Origin of the sequence: Billgrantia campisalis (assembly GCF_022341425.1) — a bacterium.
GTDB classification, from domain to species: domain Bacteria; phylum Pseudomonadota; class Gammaproteobacteria; order Pseudomonadales; family Halomonadaceae; genus Halomonas; species Halomonas campisalis.
Genome location: NZ_JABFUC010000007.1, coordinates 45,085 through 58,840 on the forward strand (window position 1 = coordinate 45,085; position 13,756 = coordinate 58,840).

The following is a 13,756-nucleotide window of genomic DNA, read 5'->3' on the forward strand; positions in this document are numbered from 1 at the left end:
AGCTTGAATTCAGGAGAGTACCAGCCTCCTAGATGGACCACCCAATCAGTGAAGCAGGAATTCCTGCGGGGTCAGGGCGTTGACAGGCGAGTCTGCAAAATCCTTCACGTTTCGCGTCACGATACAAGCGCAGCCGGCACGCTCGGCGACAGCCGCCACCACGGCATCTTCAAAATCGGACCAGCCGAGGGAGCGGGCTCTTTCCAGCTCCTCTCGGCCTACTGCGCATACCGTGAGATGGTCAAGAAGCCAGGAGAGCGCGCGATCCGCAGCGGCACGGTCGACGTAGCGTCCCACCAGGTAATGCACGGTGGTGACGGCATGCGCACTCAGGGCACCTCGCTCCTCACCGTGAAGAATCCTCTCGAGCACAGCAGCCGATACCCGATAATGGGGCTCTCGTTTCTGCAGAATATCGAGCAGGACATTCAGATCGAGCATGATCATGAAAGATGCTTCTCGACTAGGTGCTCCCGGTATACCCGTTCGGCGTCGAGATCGGATGGCAGCAGGCCGGTGATCGCATCAAGCTCCGCGCTCGGGGTATGGCGCTCCAGCTCCCTGAGGCGGCGCAAGTGGCGATCGATGACTTCGGTCATACTGATACCGTGTGCCTTGGCATAGGCCTTGGCAAATTCGACATCCTGTTTGGGAAGGCGGATGGTGACTTTGGTGGTTTCCCGCTCCATACGATCAACCTCTCGCTCGTACGGCTTACTTTCCCCAAGTGTACGGCAAGAGGGCAGAATGGCAAAACAAGCCTGACGCACGAGCGGTTCGTCGCTTTGGAGAAGCGGCACACAACGCTGGACACCATCCCCCTAGCCTAGCCAGCGATGCCCCACGGCGTAGGAGCCGCGTGGTGAAGGATATAGGGGTAGTCGTCCATGACTGGGGTTCCTTGCGGGCTAACAGGGGGAGTGGCTCATAGCAGGCCACGACGCTCGGCATCTCGCAGCATGGCAGTGGCGAACTCGATGAGTGACTCCTGGTAGTCGAAGGCGGTATTGAGAGCATCCGTCAGCACCTTGGTCGACTCGATGTATTCGTGGATCATCTGATTTCGGATCTGGCGTATCTCGAGCCACTTGTCGGCCGATGCCAAGACGCCAAGTTTCTCGGCCTTGTCCAGATTGTCGACAGCAGCAGCCGTTTTTTCGCCGAGCGCACGCAGCCATAGCGGCAGCAGTTTGTCGCCAACGGTATCCTGCAGCCGACAGAAACGGCTGGTATAAGCCTCCACTTTCTCAGCGAGCGCTTCGTCTTCGCCCAGTGTCGCCACGCGCTCTTCCGTCAGCGGCTGACCAAAGACGTTGCCCGCGGAGTAGCGGAGGTGCTGGATTTCCTTGCCGACCACGCGCTGCAGGAAGCGCAGCCGTTCAGTGGTTTCGGTGGCATTGCTGCTCATAGCCGCACTCCTTGCTCTCGGGCGATGTCATGTATCGGCAAGTTCTGGAGGTTGGGGGCGCTCAGCAGGATATCGACCTTGCGCCCCCGCATCGCCCGCATGACCCGAACGCTCAAACGTGCCGCCAGTTGCGCCGGGCGTTCGATCGGTTCGTCGACCTCCACCAGCAGGTCAATGTCGCCGCCTCGAGCCTGGTCGTCTAGCCGTGAGCCGAAGAGACTGACCCGGGCACCGCCGCCCAGCTCCTGGTCGATGATGCGGTGGATGATCTGGCACTGCTGGTCCGTCAGACGCATGGCTCGGTAGCTCCTGGACTGGCTGAGAGAAGGTTTACAGAACCAGCGACTCGCCCCGCCCCACGGCGTAGTAGAGCAGGCCGGCCTGGCGGACCAGCGCCGGGTCGTAGAGGTTGCGGCCGTCGACCACCACGGGGGTGGCGAGCTGGGCCTTGAGCCAGTCAAAGTCCACGGCGCGAAAGTCCTTCCACTCGGTGCAGATCACCAGGGCGTCGGCGCCCTTCACCGCCTGGATGCGATCGCCCGCCAGCAGCAGGTCGTCGCGCTCGCCGTAGAGGCGGCGGCACTCTTTCATCGCCTGTGGATCGTAGGCCCGCACCGTGGCGCCGGCTTGCCACAGCGCCTCCATCAGGGTGCGGCTGGGAGCGTCGCGCATGTCGTCGGTGTCGGGCTTGAAGGCAAGCCCCCACAGGGCGATGGTCTTGCCGGCCAGCTCGCCGTCGAAGGCCTGCTCGAGCTTGGTGTACAGGCTGCGTTTCTGGCGCTGGTTCACGGCTTCCACCGCGGTGAGCAGCTCGGCCCGGTAGCCGACCTGGCCGGCGGTGCGCGCCAGCGCCTGCACGTCCTTGGGAAAGCAGGAGCCGCCGTAGCCGCAGCCGGGATAGATGAACTGGTAGCCGATGCGCGGGTCTGAGCCGATCCCCAAGCGCACCTGCTCCACGTCGGCGCCGAGTCGCTCGGCGAGGTTGGCGATCTCGTTCATGAAACTGATCTTGGTGGCCAGCATGGCGTTGGCGGCGTACTTGGTGAGCTCGGCGCTGCGCACGTCCATGAACATCAGCTTTTCCTGCTGACGAATATAGGGCGCATAGCATTCGCGCATCAGCCTCTTCACCCGCTCGCTGTCGGTGCCCACCACGATCCGGGCGCCGTGGGTGAAGTCGTTGATGGCCGCCCCTTCCTTGAGGAATTCCGGGTTGGAGCAGACATCGAACGCCAGCGCCTCACCGCGGCTTTCCAGCATGGCGGCCACCCGCTCGCGCACCCGGTCGGCGGTGCCCACCGGCACCGTCGACTTGTCGACGATGACCTTGTCGTCGGCCATGTGCCGGCCGATGGTCTCGGCCACGGCCAGCACGTACTGCAGGTCGGCGCTGCCGTCCTCATCCGGTGGGGTGCCCACGGCGATGAACTGCAGGGTGGCGAAGGCCACCGCCGCGGCCGGGTCGGTGGTAAAGCGCAGGCGCCCCGCCGCCACGTTCTCCTTGACCAACCCCTCGAGCCCCGGCTCGAAGATAGGAATCTCGCCCTGCTCGAGACGCGCGATCTTGTCCGCGTCCACGTCCATGCACAGCACGTCGTGGCCCACGTCGGCGAGGCAGGCGCCGGTGACCAGGCCCACGTAGCCGGTGCCGAAGATGGTGATTCTCATCAATCACTCCGTTTGAGGTTCGAGGTTCGAGGTTCGAGGTTCGAGGTTCGAGGTTCAAGAAAGCTACTGACGCTGCCGGAAGTGTTGCATCAGGCCGTAGAGCATTCGGGAGAGTTCGTGAGTTTCTTCCACCCATTGCTTGCCGGAACCGCGGTCGATAAAGCCAACCTGCATGCCTATGTAAATCTGAGTGCGCAGCTCGCCACATGAGCCCTTGGCGTAGTTGAGAAAGCGGATGCGATCTTTCTCGCCGACACGTTCGTATCCTTCAGCAATGTTACTAGCAATTGAGAGCGATGAACGGGTAATTTGATCCTTGAAGCCATAGTCCCGAGAATCCCCGAAATGACGGTAAATATGCGCACACAGGCGTGCGGCACGCTTCCATACCTCCAGATCCTCGAACTGCATGACGTCCCCTCTTCATCCTTGAATGACGCATGATTCCTAAGAGGCTTCCTCGCCCCTCGCCCCTCGCCCCTCGTACCTCGCACCTCAAACCCCGTAAAAGTCGCGATACCAGCGTACGAAGCTCGCCACCCCTTCCTTGACCGGCGTCGATGGCCGGTAGCCCACCGCCCGCTCCAGCGCGCTGCTGTCGGCAAAGGTATCGGGCACGTCGCCCGGCTGCAGGGGCAGTAGCTCCTTGATGGCGGGCTTGCCCAGCACTTCCTCGATGGCGTGGATATAGTCGATCAGCTTGACCGGGGTGCTGTTGCCGATATTGAACAGCCGGTACGGCGCATTGCTGGTGGCCGGATCGGGGCTGTCGCTGTTCCACTCGGGGTTGGGCCTGGCGATATCGTCGCTGGCACGGATCACCCCTTCGGCAATGTCGTCGACATAGGTGAAGTCGCGGGTGTGGTGGCCGTGGTTGAACACCGGGATCGGCTCACCGGCCAGGATATGCCGGGTGAACTTGAACAGCGCCATGTCCGGCCGGCCCCAGGGGCCATAGACGGTGAAGAAGCGCAACCCGGTGGTCGGCAGGCCAAACAGATGGCTGTAGCTGTGAGCCATCATCTCGTTGGCCTTCTTGGTGGCGGCGTAGAACTGCAGCGGGTGATCCACCCCCTGGTGCTCGCTGAACGGCATGGCGGTGTTGGCGCCGTAGACGCTGCTGGTGCTGGCGTAGGTCAGATGTGGGATCTTGCCGTGGCGGCAGGCTTCGAGAATATTGGTGAAGCCGACGATATTGCTCTGCACATAGCTGTGGGGGTTTTCCAGCGAGTAGCGGACACCGGCCTGGGCGGCCAGATGGATCACCCGGTCGAAGGCGTGATCGACGAAGCAGCGCTCCACCGCCGCCGGGTCGGCCAGGTCGGCACGGATGAAGGTGTAGTCGCTGCCGGTCTGGCGGGCCGTTTCTTCGAGCCTCGCCAGCCGGGCCTCCTTGAGCGAGACGTCGTAGTAGTCGTTGACGCTGTCGAAGCCGACCACGCTGTCGCCGCGCTCGAGCAGCTGCCTGGCCACATGGTAGCCGATGAAGCCGGCGCTTCCGGTAATCAGCAGTTTCATGGTGTGGCCTCCCTGGTTATACCGCGGCGAGAGAGCAGGGCTATCGCAGATGCGGAACCTGCTCGAGACCTTTCCGGCGACAGATCGTAGAGGGGGCGCTGTGAACCCCTCCCTGGGCGCTACCGACGCCATCCATGGCGTAGGACCCCCTCTACGCCCAGTCCCCGGCGCCTCTCGCTATGCGCAACCGCAATGGCCCCACGGCGAGACCTGCGCCTTTAACGATACACCGGGAAGCGGGCGCACACAGCCTCAACCTTGCTCTTGACCTCGGCTTCCAGGGTGGCGGTGTCCTCACCCTTGGCCATGGCGTCGAGGATGTCGCAGATCCAGCCGGCCAGCTCGCTGCACTCGGTCTCGCCGAAGCCACGGGTGGTCACCGCCGGGGTGCCGATGCGCAGGCCGGAGGTGACGAAGGGGCTCTGGGGATCGCCGGGCACGGCGTTCTTGTTGACGGTGATATGGGCGCGGCCCAGGGCGGCGTCCGCGTCCTTGCCGGTCAGGCCCTGCTTGATCAGCGAGAGCAGGAAGAGGTGGTCCTCGGTGCCACCGGAGACGATGTCATAGCCGCGCTCGATGAACACGCCGGCCATGGTCTGGGCGTTCTTGACCACCTGCCGCTGGTAGGTCGTGAACTCGGGGTCCATGGCCTCCTTGAAGCAGATCGCCTTGGCGGCGATGACGTGCTCCAGCGGGCCGCCCTGGCCGCCGGGGAAGACCGCGGACTGCAGCTTCTTCTCGATGGCCTCGTCGCCCTCGCTGGAGAGGATCAGGCCGCCGCGGGGGCCGCGCAGGGTCTTGTGGGTGGTGGTGGTGACCACGTGGGCGTGGGGCAGCGGCGTGGGGTAGACGCCGGCGGCCACCAGGCCGGCCACGTGGGCCATGTCGACCAGCAGGTAAGCACCCACTTCATCGGCGATCTCGCGGAACTTGGCCCAGTCGATGATCTGGGAGTAGGCGGAGAAGCCGGCGATGATCATCTTGGGCCGGTGCTCGCGGGCGAGCCGCGCCACTTCGGCGTAGTCGATGCGGCCGCTCTCGTCGATGCCGTACTGCACGGCGTTGTAGTGCTTGCCGGAGAAGTTGGGCTTGGCGCCGTGGGTGAGGTGGCCGCCGGCGTCCAGGCTCATGCCGAGCACGGTGTCGCCCGGCTTGACCAGCGCCTGGAAGACCGCGCTATTCGCCTGGGAGCCGGAGTGCGGCTGGACGTTGGCGTAGCTGGCGCCGAACAGCTGCTTGGCGTAGTCGATGGCCAGCTGCTCGACGATGTCCACGTACTCACAGCCACCGTAGTAGCGCTTGCCGGGGTAGCCTTCCGCGTACTTGTTGGTGAGCTGGCTGCCCTGGGCTTCCAGCACGCGCGGGCTGGCATAGTTCTCGGAGGCGATCAGCTCGATATGCGCCTCCTGGCGAGCGACTTCCTTTTGCATCGCATCGAACAGGGCGTCATCGAAACCGGCAATCTGCATGTCACGGCTGAACATCGGCGGGAAACCTCGCATCACGGGGAGAATCTGAGCGGGCATGATACCCCAGCCCATGAAGGCTTTCACATGAAAGGCCGTCATCGTTGGGTGCAGTAATTCTCATGCTGGGTTTAGTGCCAACCGAGTGCCGACGATGCCTGCACCGGGGAAGTGGCCCCCGCTATTGATAACGGTTTTCATTTGCAATAGACTTGTCCCGAACCGCACTCTGGATACCCGGCTCGACCACTGGAGGGACGACATGCTGATGACGCCTGATACGCCGCTACCCGCCATGACGCAGGACCGCCTGTTCTGCGCCTGCCTGATCGCCACCATTGCCACCTCGATCGCCTGCATTGCGCTGCAGCTGCTGCCGCTGTTCCCGGCGGCCGACCTCGCCTGGGGCAAGACGCTCGAGCCGTTCCTGGTCGCCACGGTGATCGTGCTGTCGGGCCTGACGGCGCTGGCGGCCTTTCGCCACCTTCGCCGCTCCCAGCAGACGCTTTCCTCGTACTGATTCGTCGTACTGACTGGCTAGATCTTCGGCCGGCCCACGGTTGGCCGCCCCACGACTCGACAAAACGCCCCGCTCGGTTCATGGCCGAGCGGGGCGTTTATCGCTTGCCGGTCGATTCAGCGAGTCTCGACGTCGAACGAGACCTTGTCGGGGAGTCCCAGCGGGTCGCCGGTATAGGTGGCCAGGTTGCTCTCCGCCGGCAGGCCGACATTGATCTCAAGCTCGCTGGCGTTGCCCTCCAACAGCTCCACCAGTCCCATCAGGATCGCCTGCACCTGGGGACCGAACATCATGCCGAAGCCTTCGGCCTGGGTGCGGGTCTGCTCGATGTACTGGGCCTCGGTGACCCCTTCCATGGCGGCGCCCAGGGTGGCCAGGCGACCGAACAGGCCCTCGTTGCCGATGGTCAGTCGGATGTCACCGCCCAGCAGGGTGGCGGCATCCAGCAGGCCGGTATCGGCGAAGACATCGGCGGGCTCGGCGCCCTCGGGCAGCAGCAGCGGCAGGTCGATGTCGAACAGCAGGCGCACCGCGTCATGGGCGGTGATATGGCTGTCGCTGTGGATCCGGCTGTGATCGCTGCCCTCCTCCCAGTTGCCGAGGAAGGCGGCGTCCAGGCGCAGCGTGCCGCTGCCGTCGGTGAGCACGTTGCTGACCATGCGCAGCTGGGTACGCTCACTCTCCGGTGCCAGCTCGATCATCTTCGCCAGGTCGAGGGAGAAATCTTCCAGGCGCAGGCCGCCCTCACCATCGCTGAAGTCGCCGTCGATGGCGAGCCGCGACAGGCTGCCCACCAGGCGGTCGGACTCCACGGCGAAGTCGCGCATCACCAGCGAGTCGAGCCGCTCCTCGTCGCCATCGAGCCCGGAGAGGCCCTCAACGCGCAGCGAGGCCAGGGTGAAGGAACCCGAGCCGAGCTCGTCGAGGTTCTCGCCCGCGCCGGCCACCCCGGTGATCTCCAGCATGCCGATGGCGTCATGGCTCAGCGACTCGCCGCGCAGGCTGTCGATGGTCAGGCGCCCCTCGCTGGCGGTGAAGGGCGTGCCGTAGAACAGATCCTCGGCGATCTCCGAGGCCAGGTCGACGACGATGTCGTCGATGGCCAGGCTGCCCAGGCGGAAGTCCTCGGGGGCCAGGCTGTCGTCGAAGGGAAAGACCGCCCGGGAGGGCTCGCCCAGCACGATGCGCTCGGCGCTCATCAGCGTCAGATCGGTGAGGCGGTCCTCGATGCGCACCCCTTCCAGGGTCACCTCGTCGGGACTGTCGTAATCGCCGCTGACCACGTAGCGGTCGATGAGCAGGCGCTCGCCCTCCTCGGCCTCGAAGACGAAGCCCTCGGCGGTCACTCGCGAGCGCACCATGGCGCTGGAAACTTCGCCGAGCTCCACGCTGCCGTAGCCGCCGAACATGGCGCGCAGATCGGCCTCCAGCCGCTCTGCATCGGCCAGCGCACTTCCGGAAACCCCCAGCAGCGCGGCCAGGGCCAGGGTAGAGCCGGCACGGGCCGGCCGTGAACAGGTTGCAATGGTCATTGGTCACCTCCGTTGTGATGGAAACCTTGAGTCTAACAGCCAATTGGAAGGATGCGAGTCACGCCTCTCCCAGCAGCCCCAGGCTGGCGGCGGGGGCCTGGCGGCGCAGGCCGCGCGATAGCAGATGCCCGATGACGCCGATCAGCAAGGCGCCGCCCAGCGGCAACAGCAGCCACAGCCAGGGGTGCGGGCGTGGCGCCAGGTCGAGCCAGGCGACATAGATCCCGGCGGTGGCGAGCTCCGCCAGCAGCGCGCCCATCAGCCCGCTGGCCAGGCCGAGGATCGCGAACTCGGCGCCCTGGACCCGTGAGATCAGCCGGTTGCCGGCGCCGAACACCCGCAGCAGGCCGCTCTCATGGGCGCGCTGGGGGCGGCTGGCGGTAAGCGCCGCGTAGAGCACGCTGACGCCTGCCAGCAGCACGAAGCCGAGCACCAGCTCCACCGCCCGGGTGACCTGGGTGAGCACCTCGCGCACCTGGCCGAGGATGGCGTCGACGTTGAGCAGCGAGACACCGGGGAACTCCGCCACCAGGCGGCGCAGGGTGTCGCCCTGGTCGGCATCCAGATGGAAGGCGGTGATATAGCTGTGGCCGAAGCGCTCCAGCACCTCGGGCGGGAAGATCACGTAGAAGTTGGGCCGAAAGCTGTCCCAGTCCAGGTTGCGCAGGCTGGTGAGCTCGCCGACGATCTGCTGGCCGCCGATGGCGAAGGTGACGGTATCGCCAAGCGAGAGGCCGAAGCGCGCCGCCAGGCCGTCTTCCATGGAGATCGGTACCCGATCGCCCGGCGCCGCGCCGTTGTCGGCCGGTTCATCGAACCACTCACCGGCCACCAGGCGATTGCCCTCGGGCAGCTCGGCCTGCCAGGTGAGGTTGAGCTCGCGGCGCAGGGCGTTGTCGCCCCGGGACTCCACCGGCACCGCCTCCCGGGGCGGCTGGTCGTTGATGGCGCTGATGCGCCCGCGCACCATGGGGTAGAGGGCGGTGCGGTCGTCAGCGGCATCCTCCAGCGCGGCGATGAAGGGGTCGCGCTCGGCGGGCTGGATATTGATGGCGAAGTAGTTGGGGGTGTCCTCGGGCAGCTGCGCCTGCCAGGTGGTGAGCAGGTCGCCGCGCACCATGGCGATCATCGCCATGGCGAAGAAGGTCACCGCGAAGGCCAGCAGCTGGCCGAGGCTGGCGCTGCGCCGCCGCGCCAGCTGGCGCCCGCCCAGGCGCAGCGCCTGGTAGAACTCGCCGCGCCCGCCCTCGGCCCGGGGCAGCCGGGCGGCCAGGCGCAGCACCCCGCCGAGCAGCAGCGCGCCGAGCCCCCACAGCACCACCAGCATCACCAGGCCCCCCACCAGCAGCGCACCGGCCAGCCCCGGGTCGCCGGAGTAGAGCCACAGCAGACCGCCGAACACCAGGCTGGCCACCGCCACCACCACCCAGGCGGAGGCCGGCAGCGGGTCGAGCTCGCGGCGCAGCACCTTGAGCGCACTGACCCGCTTGAGCCGCAGCAGGGTCGGCCCGGCGAAGCCCACCAGCACTGCCAGGGCGGTGAGCACGCCCAGCGCCAGCGGCAGCATGCCCGGCGGCGGCAGGGTCAGCGGCAGGAAGGCGGTGAGCAGGCGCAGCAGCAACGCCTGGCCGACCAGCCCCAGCAGCGCCCCGAGCAGCGAGGCGGCCAGCGCCAGCCATAGCAGCTGCAGGGCGAACAGCCGGGTGAGTTCGCGCTGGGTGGCGCCGAAGCAGCGCAGCAGCGCGGCGGTATCCAGGTGGCGGTCGACGTAGCGGCGGGTGGCCATAGCCACGGCAACGCCGGCCAGCAGCACCGCGGCCAGGCCGGCCAGGCTGAGGTATTTCTCGGCGCGCTCCAGGGCGTTGCCCAGCTGGGGCCGGTCGCGGCGCACATCGCGCACCTCCACGCCGTCCCGGGCGAGCTCGCGCAGCCGCGGGGCCAGGGCGTCCAGGGCGGCGGGCTCGCCGGCGCCGAGCAGGGTGTGGCTGACCCTGGAACCGGCCTGCACCAGGTTGCTGGCGGCCAGGTCGTCGGCGTGCATCATCAGCCGCGGGTTGAAGTTGCCGAAGCCGCCCTGCTGGTCGGGCTCACGCTCGATCAGGCCGGCCACGGTGAGTTCGATCTCCCCCACCCGCACCCGGTCGCCGAGTTCGGCCTCCAGCAGCAGCGCCAGGCGCGGCGCCAGCCAGGCCTCGCCGGGGGCGGGGCCGCGGGGCACGCTCTGCATGCCCTCCCCCAGGTCGACGAGGGCCTCGCCGTAGAGCGGATAGCGGCTATCCACCGCCTTGAGGCTGGCGGGGTGGAAGGCGTCGTCGAAGCTGACCATGGTGACCATGCCGGTCTGGTCGCTGAGCTCGAGACCGGCCTGCGCCAGGGTGCGGCGCAGGTCGTCGTCGAAGGGGCGGCTCTGCTCCAGCACCAGGTCGCCGCCCAGCAGCTGGCCGGCCTGGTGGGTCAGGCCCCGGTCCAGGCGGTCGAGGAAGAAGCCGATCATGGTGGAGGCGGCCACCGCCAGGGCCAGCGCCAGGAACAGCGCCCGCACGTCGCTGGCGCGCAGGTCGCGCAGCAGGCCGCGGGCCGAGAGGCGCAGGGTGCGCCCCGCCGAGGCCCGGGCGTCTGGGGCGGGGTGAGCGGCGGCCTGGCTCATGCGCTCACCTCGTCGAGGCGCATCTCGCTGAGCCGCCCGTCTTCAAGCTCCAGGCAGCGGTCGCAGCGCCGCGCCAGGGCGTGGTCGTGGGTGACCAGCACCAGGGTGGTGCCGGCCTCGCGGTTGAGGGCGAACAGCAGGTCGATGATGCGCGCCCCGGTGGCCTGGTCCAGGTTGCCGGTGGGCTCGTCGGCGAACACCAGCTCGGCGCCGGTGACGAAGGCCCGGGCCAGGGCCACCCTCTGCTGCTCACCGCCGGAGAGCTGCTTGGGCAGGTGGTCGAGGCGCTCTGCCAGGCCGACCCGGGTCAGCCAGTCGCGGGCCCGGGTGGCGGTGTCGGGCAGCGGCGAGAGCTCCAGCGGCAGCAGCACGTTCTCCAGCGCGGTCAGGGTCGGCAGCAGCTGGAAGTTCTGGAAGACGAAGCCCACCCGCCCGGCGCGCAGCCGCGCCCGGCCGTCCTCGTCCAGCTCGCCCAGCGACTGGCCGAACAGCTCGAGGGTGCCACCCGTGGGCTGGTCCAGGCCGGCCAGCAGCCCCAGCAGGGTCGACTTGCCGGCGCCGCTCTGGCCGAGGATCGCCACGCTCTCGCCGGGGAACACCGTCATGTCCAAACCACTCAGAATGGTGAGCTGCCGTTCGCCGCTGGTGACCTGCTTGACCAGCCGCTCGGCGTGTAGAATCGGCCTGGTCCCCCCGGCTACCGGGGCATCGGGCGTCGAAACAGCATCACGAGTCGAGGAGTGGGACATGGTGAAGGGCTTCCCCAGAGGTTGGATGGTGACATATCGCCGGCTCGGCCTGGCGATTATCGCCGGCGCCGGGCTGTGGCTGGCCGCGCTGGTGGCCGTAGCGGACGAACGCCCGCTGCTGCTGGTGATGGGCGACAGCCTGAGCGCCGCCTACGGCATCGAGCAGCAGGAGGGCTGGGTCAGTTTGCTGGAAGCGCGGCTCGACGGGAAGGCCAGGGTGGTCAACGCCAGCATCAGCGGCGAGACCTCCAGCGGCGGCGCCAGCCGGCTTCCCGAGCTACTCGGACAGCTCGAGCCGGACATTGTTCTGCTCGAGCTGGGCGGCAACGACGGCTTGCGCGGCCTGCCGCCGGGCCAGTTCCGCAACAACCTGGCGAGCATGATCGAGGCGAGCCTGGACGCCGAGGCCGAGGTGCTGCTGCTGGGCATCGATATTCCGCCCAACTACGGCCAGGCCTACCGCGACGCCTTCACCGGGGTCTATTTTGAGCTCGCCGAGGCCTACGAGATCGCGCTGGTGCCCTTCCTGCTCGAGGGCGTGGCGCTGGAAGCGGGGCTGATGCAGTCCGACGGCATCCACCCCACCGCCGCGGCTCAGCCACGAATCCTCGATAACGTCTGGCCCGAGCTCGCCCCGCTGCTGGAGGAGAGCGGCCTGGCACTGGCCGACGACTCGCGGCCGGTCCGTTGATGGACTAAACTTGGACCAGTCGAATTCGCCCCGGAGCCCACCATGCGCACCGAAACCATCAGCTACCTGAAGCAGAACGCCGCGACGCTCGATGTCGAGGAGCCCCTGGTGATCACCCAGAAGGGCAAGCCCACCTATGTGGTCGAGTCCTATGCCGCCCACGAGCGGCGCGAACAGGCGATCGCTCTGCTCAAGCTGCTGAGCCTGGGCGAGAAGAGCCGTGAAGAGGGCAAGACCATGAGCGCCGAAGAGTTCATGGCCCGGCTGAAGGAGGATGAAAGGGCCGAGCTGGGCGAAAGGCTGTGACCCCTCCCCTTCCCGTCACCCTTGAAGACACCGCCCTTCGGTCACTGCGTCGCTGTCGCCACTTCCTCATCGATCACCAGGAGTGGCCCCCGGCAGAGGCTCACGCCCACACCCAGAAACTCGTCGCTGCGGCTCTGCAACGCCTTGCCGAACACCCGGGAGCCTATCCGGCGTGTCGACTGGCCCTGGAGCTGGGCATCAGCCACTACCGTGAGCTGCTGATCGATGGCTATCGTGTCATCTATCGTGTCTGGACCGAGCCACAGCAGGTCAGCGTCTACCTCTTCGCCCATCAGCGCCAGGACTTCAAAACGCTCCTCTTCGAGTATCAGCTGCTCTCCTGAGCCGCCGGCACCGAGCTCTTCTGCCACTGCTGCAGGCCCAGCCCGCCGAGGATCAGCACCAGCCCCACCAGGGTCGAGGGCAGGATCGGCTCGCCGACGATGAAGAACAGCAGCAGCAGCGACACCGGCGGCGAGAGGAAGATCAGGTTGGAGACCTTGGCGGTGCGTGACACCCGGTGCACGGCGAGCTGCCAGAGCACGAAGGCGATGCCCATCTCGAACAGCCCCACGTAGATCCCCGCGGAGAGCCCCGCCCAGCCGTGCCACTGGAAACCCGGCCCCGCCAGCAGCAGCAGGGTAAGCACCGGCACCCCGACGCTGAAGTTCTGCCACTGGGCCACCAGTGGCGGGCGGTGATCGCGGGCGTTGAGCAGCCAGTAGAGCGCCCAGATCAGCGTTGAGGCCAGCGCCAGGCCCACGCCCAGGGGGTCGGCGAAGGCCACGTCGAAAATGGCGCCGCGGGTGGCGATCACCCACACCCCCGAATAGGCGATCAGCCCCGCCAGCACGTCGATGCGGGTCAGCCGCTGGCCGAGAATCGGCACCGCCAGCAGCGCCATGGCCAGCGCCCAGGTGTAGTTGAGCGCCATGGCCTCCTGCCCGGGCAGACGGTCGTAGGCGCCGAACAGCAGCAGGTAGTAGGCCACCGGGTTCATCAGCCCCGCCCAGGCGGCGGTGCGCCAGCCATGCCGGAGCGCCTGGCCGGCGAGCCCCTGACGCGCCACCAGCACGCCGATCAGCGCCCAGGAGACCAGCGAGGCGAGCCACATCAGCTCCAGCGGGCTCATGTAGCCCAGCGCCACCTTGAAGGCGGTGGCCACCGTGGACCACAGCGCCACCGCGCCCAGCCCGAAGAGCATGGCCTGACGGTCCTGTTTCATTGGAGCTCCTGTCTAAGGAAACACTG

At 67.0% G+C, this 13,756-nt stretch carries 16 protein-coding genes; 4 read left to right on the forward strand and 12 right to left on the reverse strand.

What is annotated here, in order from left to right; all coding sequences use genetic code 11:
* Positions 1 to 45 precede the first annotated feature (45 nt).
* From HOP52_RS09815 to glyA, 8 genes are all read right to left on the reverse strand, one after another.
* Positions 46 to 447, reverse strand: coding sequence for a type II toxin-antitoxin system VapC family toxin (locus HOP52_RS09815; RefSeq protein ID WP_238977202.1), 402 nt, complete (start codon positions 445 to 447; stop codon positions 46 to 48).
* Positions 444 to 689: a DUF6364 family protein gene (locus HOP52_RS09820; RefSeq protein ID WP_238977203.1), complete on the reverse strand. Its 246-nt coding sequence runs from the start codon at positions 687 to 689 to the stop codon at positions 444 to 446. The genes HOP52_RS09815 and HOP52_RS09820 overlap by 4 nt, the downstream gene beginning before the upstream one ends.
* A gap of 236 nt (positions 690 to 925) precedes the next feature.
* A complete protein-coding gene (locus HOP52_RS09825; protein ID WP_238977204.1) occupies positions 926 to 1,408 on the reverse strand; it encodes a hypothetical protein in 483 nt (160 codons plus the stop codon).
* The gene (locus tag HOP52_RS09830) at positions 1,405 to 1,704 is read right to left on the reverse strand and encodes a nucleotidyltransferase domain-containing protein (RefSeq protein WP_238977205.1); all 300 of its coding nucleotides are present in this window, start codon (positions 1,702 to 1,704) and stop codon (positions 1,405 to 1,407) included. The genes HOP52_RS09825 and HOP52_RS09830 overlap by 4 nt, the downstream gene beginning before the upstream one ends.
* 34 nt (positions 1,705 to 1,738) lie before the next feature.
* Positions 1,739 to 3,076, reverse strand: coding sequence for a UDP-glucose dehydrogenase family protein (locus HOP52_RS09835; RefSeq protein ID WP_238977206.1), 1,338 nt, complete (start codon positions 3,074 to 3,076; stop codon positions 1,739 to 1,741).
* A gap of 63 nt (positions 3,077 to 3,139) precedes the next feature.
* Complete coding sequence (locus HOP52_RS09840; protein WP_238977207.1) at positions 3,140 to 3,487, reverse strand: four helix bundle protein; 348 nt, start codon at positions 3,485 to 3,487, stop codon at positions 3,140 to 3,142.
* 84 nt (positions 3,488 to 3,571) lie between these two features.
* Positions 3,572 to 4,594, reverse strand: coding sequence for an NAD-dependent epimerase (locus tag HOP52_RS09845; protein WP_238977208.1), 1,023 nt, complete (start codon positions 4,592 to 4,594; stop codon positions 3,572 to 3,574).
* Positions 4,595 to 4,812: 218 nt separating this feature from the next.
* On the reverse strand, positions 4,813 to 6,078 hold the full coding sequence (gene glyA / locus HOP52_RS09850) for a serine hydroxymethyltransferase (protein ID WP_238977209.1): 1,266 nt from the start codon (positions 6,076 to 6,078) through the stop codon (positions 4,813 to 4,815).
* Between the two features lie 244 nt (positions 6,079 to 6,322).
* On the opposite strand from glyA, the gene HOP52_RS09855 reads away from it, so the two are divergent.
* Complete coding sequence (locus tag HOP52_RS09855) at positions 6,323 to 6,580, forward strand: hypothetical protein (protein WP_238977210.1); 258 nt, start codon at positions 6,323 to 6,325, stop codon at positions 6,578 to 6,580.
* Positions 6,581 to 6,696: 116 nt separating this feature from the next.
* Here the strand turns inward: HOP52_RS09855 and HOP52_RS09860 are convergent, their stop codons facing one another.
* From HOP52_RS09860 to HOP52_RS09870, 3 genes are read right to left on the reverse strand one after another with little or no spacing between them, the layout of a single operon-like run.
* Positions 6,697 to 8,112, reverse strand: coding sequence for a hypothetical protein (locus HOP52_RS09860; protein ID WP_238977211.1), 1,416 nt, complete (start codon positions 8,110 to 8,112; stop codon positions 6,697 to 6,699).
* A gap of 58 nt (positions 8,113 to 8,170) precedes the next feature.
* Positions 8,171 to 10,759, reverse strand: coding sequence for an ABC transporter permease (locus HOP52_RS09865; protein WP_238977212.1), 2,589 nt, complete (start codon positions 10,757 to 10,759; stop codon positions 8,171 to 8,173).
* The gene (locus HOP52_RS09870; protein WP_238977213.1) at positions 10,756 to 11,508 is read right to left on the reverse strand and encodes an ABC transporter ATP-binding protein; all 753 of its coding nucleotides are present in this window, start codon (positions 11,506 to 11,508) and stop codon (positions 10,756 to 10,758) included. Before HOP52_RS09870 ends, HOP52_RS09865 begins: the two co-directional genes overlap by 4 nt.
* Here HOP52_RS09870 and HOP52_RS09875 point away from each other — a divergent pair.
* From HOP52_RS09875 to HOP52_RS09885, 3 genes are read left to right on the forward strand one after another with little or no spacing between them, the layout of a single operon-like run.
* Positions 11,507 to 12,199 (forward strand): arylesterase, encoded by a 693-nt coding sequence (locus HOP52_RS09875; protein WP_422677703.1) that lies wholly within the window; start codon positions 11,507 to 11,509, stop codon positions 12,197 to 12,199. The genes HOP52_RS09870 and HOP52_RS09875 overlap by 2 nt on opposite strands.
* A 42-nt stretch (positions 12,200 to 12,241) precedes the next feature.
* Positions 12,242 to 12,505 carry a type II toxin-antitoxin system Phd/YefM family antitoxin gene (locus tag HOP52_RS09880; protein ID WP_238977214.1) on the forward strand — a complete coding sequence of 88 codons (264 nt, stop codon included), beginning with the start codon at positions 12,242 to 12,244 and terminating at the stop codon, positions 12,503 to 12,505.
* Complete coding sequence (locus HOP52_RS09885) at positions 12,502 to 12,849, forward strand: type II toxin-antitoxin system RelE/ParE family toxin (protein WP_238977215.1); 348 nt, start codon at positions 12,502 to 12,504, stop codon at positions 12,847 to 12,849. Before HOP52_RS09880 ends, HOP52_RS09885 begins: the two co-directional genes overlap by 4 nt.
* On the opposite strand, the gene HOP52_RS09890 is transcribed toward HOP52_RS09885, so the two are convergent.
* Positions 12,834 to 13,730: a DMT family transporter gene (locus HOP52_RS09890; protein WP_238977216.1), complete on the reverse strand. Its 897-nt coding sequence runs from the start codon at positions 13,728 to 13,730 to the stop codon at positions 12,834 to 12,836. The genes HOP52_RS09885 and HOP52_RS09890 overlap by 16 nt on opposite strands.
* Positions 13,731 to 13,756: the final 26 nt, after the last annotated feature.